This is a genomic window from Acidobacteriota bacterium (assembly GCA_018268895.1).
Lineage (GTDB): Bacteria > Acidobacteriota > Terriglobia > Terriglobales > Acidobacteriaceae > Edaphobacter.
On record JAFDVP010000007.1, the window covers coordinates 347,238 to 358,609 of the forward strand.

At 61.5% G+C, this 11,372-nt stretch carries 11 protein-coding genes; 5 read left to right on the top strand and 6 right to left on the bottom strand.

All coding sequences use genetic code 11. The features are described from left to right. Positions 1-6: 6 nt before the first annotated feature. The 3 genes from JSS95_08985 to JSS95_08995 all read right to left on the bottom strand — a co-directional run bounded on the left by JSS95_08985 (position 7) and on the right by JSS95_08995 (position 3,714). Positions 7-1,467, bottom strand: coding sequence for an MFS transporter (locus JSS95_08985; GenBank protein ID MBS1799944.1), 1,461 nt, complete (start codon positions 1,465-1,467; stop codon positions 7-9). Beyond that, positions 1,415-3,115, bottom strand: coding sequence for an alkaline phosphatase family protein (locus tag JSS95_08990; GenBank protein ID MBS1799945.1), 1,701 nt, complete (start codon positions 3,113-3,115; stop codon positions 1,415-1,417). The genes JSS95_08985 and JSS95_08990 overlap by 53 nt, the downstream gene beginning before the upstream one ends. A 134-nt stretch (positions 3,116-3,249) precedes the next feature. Then, complete coding sequence (locus tag JSS95_08995; protein MBS1799946.1) at positions 3,250-3,714, bottom strand: RidA family protein; 465 nt, start codon at positions 3,712-3,714, stop codon at positions 3,250-3,252. Positions 3,715-3,854: 140 nt separating this feature from the next. Between JSS95_08995 and JSS95_09000 the strand changes: the two genes are divergently transcribed. After that, positions 3,855-4,673, top strand: coding sequence for a DUF1080 domain-containing protein (locus JSS95_09000; GenBank protein MBS1799947.1), 819 nt, complete (start codon positions 3,855-3,857; stop codon positions 4,671-4,673). Between the two features lie 18 nt (positions 4,674-4,691). Further along, positions 4,692-5,114, top strand: a complete 423-nt coding sequence (locus JSS95_09005) for a DUF3291 domain-containing protein (protein ID MBS1799948.1) — start codon at positions 4,692-4,694, stop codon at positions 5,112-5,114. A 193-nt stretch (positions 5,115-5,307) separates the two neighbouring features. Here JSS95_09005 and JSS95_09010 read toward each other — a convergent pair whose 3' ends face one another. Both JSS95_09010 and JSS95_09015 read right to left on the bottom strand, forming a co-directional pair. Beyond that, positions 5,308-6,486: a hypothetical protein gene (locus JSS95_09010; protein MBS1799949.1), complete on the bottom strand. Its 1,179-nt coding sequence runs from the start codon at positions 6,484-6,486 to the stop codon at positions 5,308-5,310. A 16-nt stretch (positions 6,487-6,502) separates the two neighbouring features. Next, positions 6,503-7,561, bottom strand: a complete 1,059-nt coding sequence (locus JSS95_09015; protein MBS1799950.1) for a Gfo/Idh/MocA family oxidoreductase — start codon at positions 7,559-7,561, stop codon at positions 6,503-6,505. Between the two features lie 198 nt (positions 7,562-7,759). Between JSS95_09015 and JSS95_09020 the strand changes: the two genes are divergently transcribed. The 3 genes from JSS95_09020 to JSS95_09030 are packed head-to-tail and all read left to right on the top strand — an operon-like array spanning position 7,760 to position 10,576. After that, positions 7,760-9,097: an MFS transporter gene (locus tag JSS95_09020; GenBank protein MBS1799951.1), complete on the top strand. Its 1,338-nt coding sequence runs from the start codon at positions 7,760-7,762 to the stop codon at positions 9,095-9,097. 34 nt (positions 9,098-9,131) lie between these two features. Next, entirely contained in the window at positions 9,132-9,875 is a 744-nt protein-coding gene (locus JSS95_09025) for a hypothetical protein (protein MBS1799952.1), read from the top strand. Between the two features lie 38 nt (positions 9,876-9,913). Next, the gene (locus JSS95_09030) at positions 9,914-10,576 is read left to right on the top strand and encodes a DUF2306 domain-containing protein (GenBank protein MBS1799953.1); all 663 of its coding nucleotides are present in this window, start codon (positions 9,914-9,916) and stop codon (positions 10,574-10,576) included. On the opposite strand, the gene JSS95_09035 is transcribed toward JSS95_09030, so the two are convergent. Next, positions 10,573-11,367, bottom strand: coding sequence for an energy transducer TonB (locus JSS95_09035; protein MBS1799954.1), 795 nt, complete (start codon positions 11,365-11,367; stop codon positions 10,573-10,575). The two genes, JSS95_09030 and JSS95_09035, sit on opposite strands and share 4 nt — an antisense overlap. Positions 11,368-11,372: the final 5 nt, after the last annotated feature.

Sequence of the window (11,372 nt, forward strand, 5' to 3'; positions counted from 1 at the left end):
GAAGTATCAGGTTTCAGCGTCGAGGTGCATTCCGCTGGGGGCTGCGAGAGTGGCGTAGCAGAGCGCGCCCAGCAGCGTCACCGCGCTGCACAGGCCGAGCGCGATGGTGAACGAGTGCGTGCGGTCGAGCAGCCATCCGGTAACGACGGGTGCGGCCGAGGCGATCATGAAGCTGGCGAAGTTCTGCAGCGCGCCGAGCGATGCGACGTAGCGCAGCGGGCTGACGGCCTGCACGTATCCCCAGCCGGAGGTCCCGGCGAAGTGGATGCAGAAGAGCGCGGCGCTGATTCCCGCGACGGCCTGCGCCGTGGACTGGCTGTGCGCGACGAGGAAGGTGCTCGCCGCAGAGACCACCATGCCGCCGACGATGTTACGGCGATGGATCGTGGTGAGCGGAAGGCCGCGACGCGCGAGGAAGTCGGAGATGTAGCCACTCGATAACATGCCGAAGGCACCGGCGATAAAAGGCAGCGCGGCCACCCATCCGCTCTTCGCCAGCGAAAGGTGACGCTCGCCTTCGAGATACGCGGGCAGCCATGCAAGATAGAGCCAGACGGTATAGTTGACGCCTCCCCAGCCGAGCATCATCCCCCACACGGTCCGTTGGCGAATGAGCGCTCGCCATGCGGGTTCGGGGGAGGCAGCTTCATCCCACCCTTCGCGTTGCGAAGGGTGGGGCACCCGGGCATCTATTGTTGTACTGGCGGAATGCTCCGTTTCGGCGAAGGGAGTATCGCGTCGCGCGCGGTGGAGCGCGATCCATAGCGCGGCAACAACAAGCCCGGCTGCACCGAGAATGATGAACATCGTGCGCCAGCCGGTGCGCAGCATGATCCAGGTGAGGATGGGTGGCGCGACGGCGAGGCCAACCGTCTGCGAAGAGCTCATGACGGCGGTGGCGCGGGCTCGCGTCGAAGCGCTGAACCACTCGCGCGTGGAGCGGATGCCCGAAGGGTAGAACGGCGCTTCGCCGATGCCGAGCAGGACACGAAGGACGAGGAAGACAGGCAACGTGCGGACGAAGCCGGTGAGCATCTGCGCAGCCGACCAGAGTGTGAGTCCTCCGCCGAGCACATAGCGTGTGCCCACACGATCGAGCAGGCCAATGAGCGGAAGCTGCGCGAATCCATACGCAAACGAGAAGGCCGAGAGCAGCCAGCCCATCTGCGTGGCGTTCAGGTGCATCTCGGCGCGGACGGTGGTGTTGGCGATGGAGAGCGAGGAGCGATCGAGGAAGTTGACGATGCCCGCAAGAAAGAGCAGCAGCAGCGTGACTGTCTGATGGCGGCGCAGGCTGTGTTGTCCGGGGGCTTCGGTCACTCTGGGTAATTGTACCCGCGAGCGCTTCCGGAGCTTGGAGCAGATCGCAGCGGGCGCTCCGTGGGAAAACGCCCGCTGCCGACCTGCCTTTGGCCTAGTGCAGCTTGACGTCGGGAAGGACGCCGGTTCCTTCCGCGCGAACAGCATCGAGCTCTGCCGGGTTGATGTCGAGCGCTTTGAGGATGGTGGGCGCGACCTGCGCTGTTCCTACCTCTGCGTAGACCGTACGTGAACGGAAGCCGGGGTTGGAGAGCAGCAGCATGACGTTGGTGTCGTCATGGCCGAAGCCTCCATGCTCGGACTGCTTCTTGTGGCTTCCGGTGTACACGATTCCCGCGTTCGGAGTAACGATGATGTCAGGCGTACGGGGATCGACGGCGGGATCGTTGTAGTTGAGCGCCAGCGACGGGCCGTAGTAGATCTGACCGAGGCCGATCTGCGTGGCGTTGCTCTCGAGGATGCTGACGCTGGCAGCGGTGTCGGCCGAGTTCTTCAGCCAGATGAGCGAGACATCGTCCTCGGTTGGGCCGATGCCGGCAGGGTTGCCGGGTGACTCGGAGCTGGGGATATAGCCATAGCCATCGAGCAGCGTCGCAGGCGATGAACCAACCTTGAGCTGCGCGACGTAGCGGTTGGGGTCGATCGGCGACTGACCGTGCTTGGCAGTGACGACGATCAGAGTGGAGTTGTAGAGCCCCTTCTCTTTCAGCTCGTCGACGAACGCGGCGATGGACGCATCGACAAACCTGATGTCGTCAAGAAGAGCCGCAGAGGGAGTTCCTGCTGCATCGAGATAACCACCCTTGGTGCTGCCCTCGACCAGCTTCTGGCCGACGCTGACGGCCTGAAAGTTCATGCCGAAGATATTCGGCACAGCGGTCTTGCGCGCGCCGAGGTGGTCTTTGCCGTCAATCTCATTCAGGATGGCGTTGACCTTCAGCGTGTCGTAGCACTGGATGTTTTTGAAGCTGTTGGTCCATGCGGTGAGGTCTGAGCCGGGGTCCGGGATGGTGGTGCAGGAGAGGCCGGTCGGCGTCTTGATGGATGGAAGCGCGATGACGTTGGAGTTGATCTCGGGCGCGTAGAAGTCGTCGAGCGCCGAGGGGCCGATGCCGCTGGCGACGGAGGAGTATGCGGGATGCTTATCCGACCAGGCGGTATATCCACCAGCCTTGTGGATGACGCTGAAGATGCTGTTGGCGCGGACGAACTCCCACGGATAGACGGGAGCGCAGCCGTGGGCGGGATCGCGCGGCAGCTTCTTGGGATCGATGGAGTGGAGACCTCCGTCGATCAGCGCAGCGCCGGGCGCTCCGCCGTTGAGTTTGCTCTGGTCGATGTCGATGCCTTCTTCGTACTCGGTCGTGGTGCCGGTAGGAGCAGCGCCTGCCGTGCAGGGTCCGGCGGCGACGCCGTTGCCGGTCGTGGTCGCCGGAGCGTCAAGGTTGCGGGCATAGGCAACGTCATAGTAGACGCCGGTCAGCGCGGGGCTTCCGCCTGTGATGATCGCTGTAAGCCCGGGGAAGGAGTCCGACGGCTTCGACGTGTTGGCTGCAACATAGTTGACGCCGGTCTTGCCGAGAGCGGCCAGTGCCGGGCAGTAGGACTTGCCGTTGTTGATCGTGCTGATCCCGTTAGCACAGTTTGCAAAATCGACGGCGTGCATTCCGTCGATGCTGATGAGAAGCACACGCTTGATCGGATCGTGTTGTCCGTCGCGGGCATTGTCCTGATTGGCCGCATATCCCGTAGAGCACATCGCAGCAAACGCAAGAAGAGCTACAGCTTTTTTCATTGTTTTACCTCCGGCAACACAATTACCTGAGCTACCGGAGTGCCTGTGTCGCTGAAGGATGAAATTTAGTTAAAGATCGCGGCCCCCTGCGGTATACCGGGAGACCATGCTGGAGAGGTCCGCAAATGACGGCGCTAAATGTAGGCGACGCAGTCGATGGCAAGGCCGTAATCGCCTGCGGGAAGCGCCGCTGGCTGCACCGTGTTGCGCGCGGGAAAGACCGGTCCCCACTTGCGCGTCTTGTAGACGGCGTTCATGCGGTCGAACTGCTTGATGTCCTCCATGAAGATGTTGATCTTGAGGATTTTTTCGAGCGACGAGCCCGCAGCGGTTAGGTTTTTCTCGATCTCGTCGAGCACCCATTTGGTGTTCTCCTCGATGGTGCCCGGCACGCGGCAGCCAATGCCGGAGACGAAGAGCAGGTTGCCGTACGAGACGACCGTGGTGAAGGGAAATTGCGTCTGCGACTTTCCCGTGGCGTCTTTCTTCACCGGCTTCGAGGTCTGTGCGGTGGCCTTTTGCGTAGCGAGAACCGTGCCTGCCGCGACGGCGGCCTTCGCGGCGTTCTTCAGCAGGCCTCTTCGTGATTGTGTCTGCATATGTGCTCCTTGTTGGTTGGATGAGTTTTTCCGGACGGGTTCATAGTATCGAAATCCGCCGCATTGCGATTGAGGCAGTTGTCTTAGGCGGCGCTCGCTTTGCCACACCGGGAGAGGTTCGGTGTATCTTGGCTGTACCTATGCGAACCCTCTATTCGACCGCTCTTGCCCTTGCCGCTGTCATGGCTTCCGCCGCTCCAGTTGTTGCTCAGCAGGCCGCTCCTGCGATGAAGCACCAGGACACCGAGGTGTATGAGCCGGTGCCTCCGATCGTCACCCCCGGAGCGACGGACTCGGCCCCGCCTTCCGACGCAATCGTGTTGTTCGACGGCAAGAATGAAGACCAGTGGGTGTCCGCGCAGGACCACACGCCCGCACAGTGGATCGTGCACGATGGCATCCTCACCGTAAGCAAGGAGAAGGGCGTCGGCAATATCGAGACGAAGAAGACCTTCAAGGACTATCAGCTCCACATCGAGTGGAGGATTCCGGCCGACATCACGGGCTCGGACCAGGCGCGCGGCAACAGCGGCGTCTTTCTTGCCTCAACCGGCCCCAGGGACGATGGCTATGAGCTGCAGGTGCTCGACAACTACAACAACAAGACGTATGTGAATGGCCAGGTGGGCGCTATCTACAAGCAGGCCATTCCGTTGGCCAACCCTGCGCGCAAGCCCGGCGAGTGGCAGAGCTACGACGTGGTGTGGACAGCGCCGCGCTTCAACAGCGACGGGTCGTTGAAGTCGCCGGCATACGTCACGGTCTTCATGAACGGCGTGCTGGTGCAGAACCACTTCCAGGTGCAGGGACAGACGCTCTATGTCGGCAAGCCGTTCTACAAGGCGTACGACAGGGCCCCGATCAAGCTCCAGGCGCACGGCGACAAGAGCGAGCCGATCAGCTTCAGGAACATCTGGGCGCGCGATCTGACCTTCGACCCAAGCTACACGTTGAAGTAGCGCTCCAGGGTGGTGTGGATGGCATTTGTCAGCGTGACGCGGTTGCGGATCCGGTCGGTGCGTTTCATGCCGGCGTTTGTTGTATACGCCTTCCGTTCGCGGCAGCAGGCGCGGGAAGCGCCGGGGTTTGTAACCGGCGCGCTTCTCCATGACCGCGAGATGACGTTCTGGACAATGACGATCTGGGATGCGCAGGAGAGCATGCGGGGGTTTATGACCAGCGGCGCGCACAAGCAGGTCATGCCGCGTCTGTTGAACTGGTGCGATGAGGCCTCGGTGGTCCACTGGTCACAGCCGGAAGCGACGCTGCCGAGCTGGGCCGCAGCCGACGCGCGCATGCGCGCGACCGGACGCCCCTCGAAGGTGCTGCATCCAAGTCCGCGACATGCGAGCCTGAGCTATCGGGAGCCGCGCACGGCAGCGGGCGCAATCATTAAATAGAAACACTGTAGGCGTGTGCCCCATACATGGAGCACACGGGATTTACGATCCTTCGCCAAGGCAAAATGCAGGTCCTTCCCATTCGACTTCGCTCAGGGCAGGCTCTCCGCTGCGCTTCGCTCAGGATGACAAGGTCGTTTCGTTGGGAGGCGGGGACCCGGCACAGTTTGCACCCTTTCTTCTTCTGGCCAGACTATTGAGGTGTTGGACCAGACTCTGTAGAGCTGTGGCCCAGGGCCGGCGCGAGCGATGGGTTGGAAGGGACTGTTGTGGGATCGGCGAGCACCGTGGGATTCATCAAGGGGAAGGTGATGCCTGCCGAACGAACCAGGTAGTCTCCGCGATCGACCCTGACGGCGATGGCATGCCATCCGGGATTTGCGTTCTGCGGCGGTGGGAACTCCACGATGTACCGCTCACGGACCATAGCTGCCAATGTCTTCAGTCGCGGCTTCAGCGTGTTCACGCTCGTTAGCTTCGCTGTGCCCCCGGTCAGCTCGCAGAGGTTGCGGAAGGGATTGTCCTTTTCCAGATCGACGGGTACGGCGTCGGGCGAGATTCCATACTCGCCTCTCGATTGAAGCGGATTCTCCGAATACGTGGGTGCTGTACCAGGGCTGTATTTCAGGCCGAAGATTGCCACACTGCCGCCCTGCGCCTTTTCGATGAGCTGATTGCGCGCGATTGCGCTGCCATCGTCGCTTCCATTTGACACCGCGAGTATGACTCGGCTCCCCGGCAGGTTGCGCAAACTCTCTGTCAGCTTCGCCAGAGCATCCCAAAGATGCTCCTTCTGCGTGCATTCGCTCTTGTTTGCTTCGCGTGGACGCTTTCTGTTGTCTCTCCACGAGGACAGCGCAGCGTTGACCGCCTGTTTCAACGCTGCGTGGTCTGGGGGCACATCGCTCGCCCCGCCGGTCAGCGTGCAGTTCAGTACATACACCGATACGTGATCCTGCGAACGTAACGAGTCTGGCGCGAGACCCGCAATCGCCTCCGCCATCTTCGGCGCCAGCAATCTCTCGTCGCCGTTCAGATCCAGCAGGATGGAGAGCGCGATGGGGTCGTCTCCCGCAGGGCGCACATGAGTGGCTGGAAACCATGGGCCAGAGTCGAGGCTCAAGGAGAACGGTATATCGGTGATTGGCGTTCTGATCCGGCCACCATTTGGCCGCAGGATGAGTACCGGAACCTGTAGAAGAGTCTTGTAGACGTGCAGGGTTGGCGTCGAAGCATTCTGGACCGCCTCCGTTGTTGCGGAGGTTGGGCTGTCCTGTGCCGTCAGCGCTGCTCCGCTGAAGCAAACAGCGAACGCCGCGAGGCAGAGCCAGTTTGTTGCGCCGTCGAAGATCATCTTTGGCAGATTACACATTACACATGAAGCTGAGTTATTGCGGCAGCGGCTTGAGCGTGACGGTACGTCCTGTGGCGGCGGAGGTGCGTGCGGCGTCGAGGATCTGCATCACGATGACGTTGGTGTCGAGGGCGGAGAGATCGCCGGTGTCTTTGGTCTCGCCATGGATGACGGCGGCGAGGTAGCCGAGCGAGGTGGCGGCGCTGGCAGGGAGCGCGGGAGCGTCGGACGATTGCTCCTGCTTTTCGCCACGGAAGCGGGTGCGGATGCCCGACGGGCCGACGGTGACGGCGGTGCCGTTGGTGCCGTAGACCTCCATGTCTTTGCGCGCGAAGCTCCAGTTCCACGACGGCATTAATACAGCCTGCGTCCTGGGGTAGCGAAGGATGATGGTGGCGTCGTCTTCGACGTGCGGATAGAGCTGGGGCTTGTCGGTCTGCGAGGCGGCGGTGACGCTGATGGGAGCTTCGCCGTGCATCATGACGGTCATGAGGTCGGCGCCGTAGCAGCCGAAGTCGAAGAGGGCGCCGGCTCCGTTGCGGACGGGGTCGGTGAGCCAGGGCAGCCACTCGGGACCGACGCCGATCTCGGCGGGGCCTTCGTGTCCGTCGTGGACAACGACCTTGCGGACGTCGCCGAGCTTGTTGTCGTTGATGAGGCGGAAGGCCTCGGCGTTGGAGGAGTACCAGGTGGTCTCGTAGTTTACGAGGACGTGGACCTTGTTTTTGCGCGCGGCGGCGCGAATGGCGAGCGCGTCTTCGACGGTGGTGGAGAGCGGCTTTTCGACCATGGACGAGATGCCGTGGCGGGCCGCGGCCTCGATCACTTTGCGGTGGTCGAGGATGGTGGTGTAGACGAGGACGGCGTCGGGGCGGGTGGCGGTGAGGGTCTGCTCGAGGTCGGTGTGGAAGAGCGCGTGGTCGAGCTTGTACTGCTTCTCGTACTGCGCGGCGAGAGCGGTGTCAGGCTCGACGATGGCGACGAGGGTCGCGTCCTTGCTTTTGGGCAGGTCGCGCAGGAAGCCTTTGACGTGGCCGTGCACCAGGCCGACGATGACGACGCGGATGGGCTTCGCCTGCGCGTGGAGCTGCATCGTGGCGGTGGCGGCGAGAAGAAGCAGGATTTGACGGATGATTCGCAAAGGGTTGTCCTCTCGGTTGGAATCATAGAACAGTGGTGTGCATACCCAGGGGCTGAAGCCCCCCTCTGTTTGATCTGGGATGAGAGGGCCGGGCGGCCGCGCAGGCTCCCTTGCGACACCCCCGGCCGTCAAGTGTGACAGCATAGAGATATGGCCGAAGGCGATCATCGAACGCCGCTGCGAGCGACGGATGCGTTCCGCTCGCGAAACTTCCGGCTGTATCAGAGCGGGCGCCTGATGGTCATCCTCGGCGCGGAGGCGCAGTCGGTCGCCGTCGCATGGCAGGTCTACCAGCTCACGCACTCGCCGCTGAAGCTGGGCCTTACCGGGCTTGCCCTGTTTCTGCCGGGGATCTTCTGCATGCTTGGCGCCGGACACGCGGCCGACCGCTACGACCGCCGCCGCATCATCCTTCTCTGCTATGGCGTGCAGGCGGTGTGCACAGCGGTGCTGCTGTGGCTCTCGCACAGCTCGTGGGCGCTGGCGCGAGGCCGTGTGTGGCCGATCTACGCCGTGCTGATCGGCATCGGCGTGGGACGCGCCTTCAGCGGACCGGCAACCAGCGCGCTGCTGCCCACCCTCGTGCCCCGCGACCACTTCGTAAACGCAGTCACGTGGGGGGCGACCGTCTACCAGGTCGCGAACATGTCCGGCCCCGCCATCGGCGGCCTGCTCTTCACGCTCCCGCTCTCGGGAGGTCTCGCGCACTGGCGGGGCGCGCCGATTGTGTACGTCTTCACGCTGCTGATGTTTGTCGTATACCTTGTGCTGGTCGGTATGATCCGGCTGGACCCGGCCGAAAGGGAGAACAGGAAGAACGTAGCCTTCAGCACCAGGACCATGCTCGCGGGCCTCGAGTACGTGTGGCGCACGAAGCTGCTGCTTGGCTCCATCTCGCTCGATCTCTTCGCCGTGATGCTGGGCGGCGCCGTTGCCCTGCTGCCGATCTTTGCCACCGACATTCTGCACGCCGGGCCGCGCGGCCTTGGCCTGCTGCGCGCCATGCCCAGCGTGGGCGCGCTCTTCGTATCTCTCCTGCTGGTCGTAAAGCCGATCAAGCGCCGCGCGGGAGCCACGATGCTGGTCTGCGTCGCCATCTTCGGCGCGGCCACCATCGTCTTCGGCCTGTCGAAGAGCATGTGGGCGAGCCTTCTTGCGCTGTTCGTCGTCGGAGCAAGCGACATGGTAAGCGTCGTCGTGCGCTCGAGCATGTTGCAGCTTGCAACGCCGCCCGAGATGCGCGGCCGCGTGAGCGCCGTCAACTGGCTCTTCGTCGGCGCGTCGAACGAGTTCGGCGAGTTCGAGAGCGGCCTCACCGCAAGCTGGTGGGGCGCCGTGCCAGCCGTCGTCATCGGAGGCATCGGCTCGCTGATCGTCACAGCTTCCGCTGCCGTGCTCTTTCCGAAGCTCAGAGAGGCGGACGCTTTAACCGCCGACGCGCTTCTGGAAGCCGAGCGCGAGTTGAGCACAGCCGAGCCGATCAACTAAAGTACCTTCGAGACAAAAACAGCGAGGAGAACGGATGCAGAACGGACCGAAGTGGGCGATCGGGGGGACCCTTGTCTTCCTCGCAGTGATTGGCGTGCGCGTGGGGATGATCTACCGTGAACGCAATGCTCCTGAAAAAGCCGTGGCTGCGCCCGCGCGCGAGAAGATCGCCGACGACGATCTCGTCTTCCTGAAGAAGAAACGCCAGTCGTCGATGGCCGACACCAGGGATCTCGTCGGCCAGCCGTTGTGGGTCTCCGCCGGCGGGCAGATGGACTACTACCCCGCCACCGGCAAGCGCGTCGACTACGCAAAGACCGCCGGTACGCTGCTCGGGGCCGTGAAGCTCGAGGTGAAGGGATTCACCGAGCAGGTCGCGCCGAAGTCCGCAACACACCGCATCCCCGGCGGCGACCGCCAGGTGCTGATGCTCTTCACGATGCCGGATTCGCCTGCACCCGATAAGGTTTACGGCGTTCCCGTGGGGTATCACGAGAACGGCCTCTACACCTTCTACATCGATGAGATCTTCTTCTACGACGACCCGCACGAGCTCTACAAGCACTGGGGCACGGAGATATGGAAGGCCGTCGACTCGCACCAGGTCATCCTCGGCATGAACGAGCGGCAGGTGCAGATGGCACTCGGCCAGGTCTCCAAGAGCCTCTCCAACGATTACGGCAACCGCCTGGTGGTTTATGCGAACTTAGGCAAGCCCTTCGCCGTAACGTTTGTTAAGAACAAGGTGACCGCCTTCCGTCCCGATCAGGGCTTCTAAAGGGCACAAGGCGGTATTTCCGGTTCAAGGAGGCCGACATGCCGCCAGCCACCGCAAGCAAGCCCACTCATTCGAGCTGGATACGCATCGTTCTGTACATCCTCTGCTTCATCGCGGCGGCCGCCGCCCTGCGGCGCATCGTGGCGCTCCTGCTCGTAAAAGCATCCATGCGCCCAGGACAGTTCGGCGACCTCGACGCTGTATTCGCCGCCCACAGGGCACTCACGCTCGCGCACGTTGTCCCGGCGCTCTGCTTCGTTCTGCTGCTGCCGCTGTGGTTCTCGGCAAGAATGCGCAGCAATAAACAAACGCACCGGCGCATCACATGGGCGCTCTTCGCGCTCGGCTTCGTCGTCGGCATCACAGCAATCCCAATGGTGGCGAACCCCGTCGGCGGCGTCACCGAACTCTCCGCCATCATCGTCTTCGACGGAATCTTCCTCTTCTCATTCGTGCGGGCGTTGATGCTCTTCGCAAAACATCAGCCTCACTATCGTGAGTGGATGATGCGAGCCATCGCCGTTCTGCTGGGCATTGCGACGACGCGGCCAGTGATGGGAGTCTTCTTCGCCACTGCGCGGCTGACGCACCTCGAGCCACGCCAGTTCTTCGGCATCGCCTTCTGGATCGGCTTTGCAGCTACGTATATTGCGGGCGAGTGGTATCTGCAGCGACATCAAGGTATGGCATCAGGAGTCTAGCGATAGGCGAAATTGACTTCAATGTTCAACTGAACACGCACAGGTTTTCCATCCTTTTTCGCAGGGATGAATACATATTGACTCACGGCGTGCAAAGCTTGTTCATCAAGAGCCAGGCCGGCTGGTCGAACTACCGTCAGATGAGAAGGAATACCATTCTCCTCTATGATCAAGCAGATCAAAACGCTGCCTAAATACTTCTTGTCAGAAGCAGCCTTACTATATCTAGGCTCAACAGACTTCAATAACTTAGGAGGCTCCACGTCACCGCCGATCTTCGGCAAAGAAGAATCAACAAATGCAGCCAATAAGGTCGAGTGATTACTGTCGCTAGGTGGAAGAATATTCACCCTTGCGAAGGGCTGCCAGTACGGAGGAAGTAACGGAACAAGGGTTTCAAGATTGTCTGCAAAAATTGCGCTAAGAGCACTATCAAAATCGTCGTCCTGGGGCCTATCAATCGTGATTCGTATCCCTTCCAGGTCAACGCGTTTTGGCACAGAATCCTCAAATTCGAGTCCAACCCGCTTTCCTTCTACAACGAGCCTGTTCGGTTCAAGATTGACCTTCTTGACCTTTACTCCACACAGAGTAAAGGTCGTTAGCTTCGAACTGCCGACTAGATGTCCATAGGGATCGAAGTGCAGATTGTCTTCTATCCAACATCCGGCAAGGTAAAGCGGCTTATCCACAAGTCGCTCTTTAATGTCTGCGACTGTGGTTTGTGCGGATAAAACGCTGGGCAGAAAGAAACCGAGTGTAGAAAGCAACAGTAGCAAACGAACACGCATGGTCA

Excerpts from the sequence above, each read along its gene's own strand:
- JSS95_09020 (MBS1799951.1), top strand. The coding sequence starts at position 7,760 with ATGGCCGAAGGCGATCATCGAACGCCGCTGCGAGCGACGGATGCGTTC.
- JSS95_09000 (MBS1799947.1), top strand. The coding sequence starts at position 3,855 with ATGCGAACCCTCTATTCGACCGCTCTTGCCCTTGCCGCTGTCATGGCT.
- JSS95_09005 (MBS1799948.1), top strand. The coding sequence starts at position 4,692 with ATGGCATTTGTCAGCGTGACGCGGTTGCGGATCCGGTCGGTGCGTTTC.
- JSS95_08995 (MBS1799946.1), bottom strand. The coding sequence starts at position 3,714 with ATGCAGACACAATCACGAAGAGGCCTGCTGAAGAACGCCGCGAAGGCC.
- JSS95_09015 (MBS1799950.1), bottom strand. The coding sequence starts at position 7,561 with ATGCAGCTCCACGCGCAGGCGAAGCCCATCCGCGTCGTCATCGTCGGC.
- JSS95_09035 (MBS1799954.1), bottom strand. The coding sequence starts at position 11,367 with ATGCGTGTTCGTTTGCTACTGTTGCTTTCTACACTCGGTTTCTTTCTG.
- JSS95_09010 (MBS1799949.1), bottom strand. The coding sequence starts at position 6,486 with ATGTGTAATCTGCCAAAGATGATCTTCGACGGCGCAACAAACTGGCTC.
- JSS95_08990 (MBS1799945.1), bottom strand. The coding sequence starts at position 3,115 with ATGAAAAAAGCTGTAGCTCTTCTTGCGTTTGCTGCGATGTGCTCTACG.
- JSS95_08985 (MBS1799944.1), bottom strand. The coding sequence starts at position 1,467 with ATGCTGTTCGCGCGGAAGGAACCGGCGTCCTTCCCGACGTCAAGCTGC.
- JSS95_09025 (MBS1799952.1), top strand. The coding sequence starts at position 9,132 with ATGCAGAACGGACCGAAGTGGGCGATCGGGGGGACCCTTGTCTTCCTC.
- JSS95_09030 (MBS1799953.1), top strand. The coding sequence starts at position 9,914 with ATGCCGCCAGCCACCGCAAGCAAGCCCACTCATTCGAGCTGGATACGC.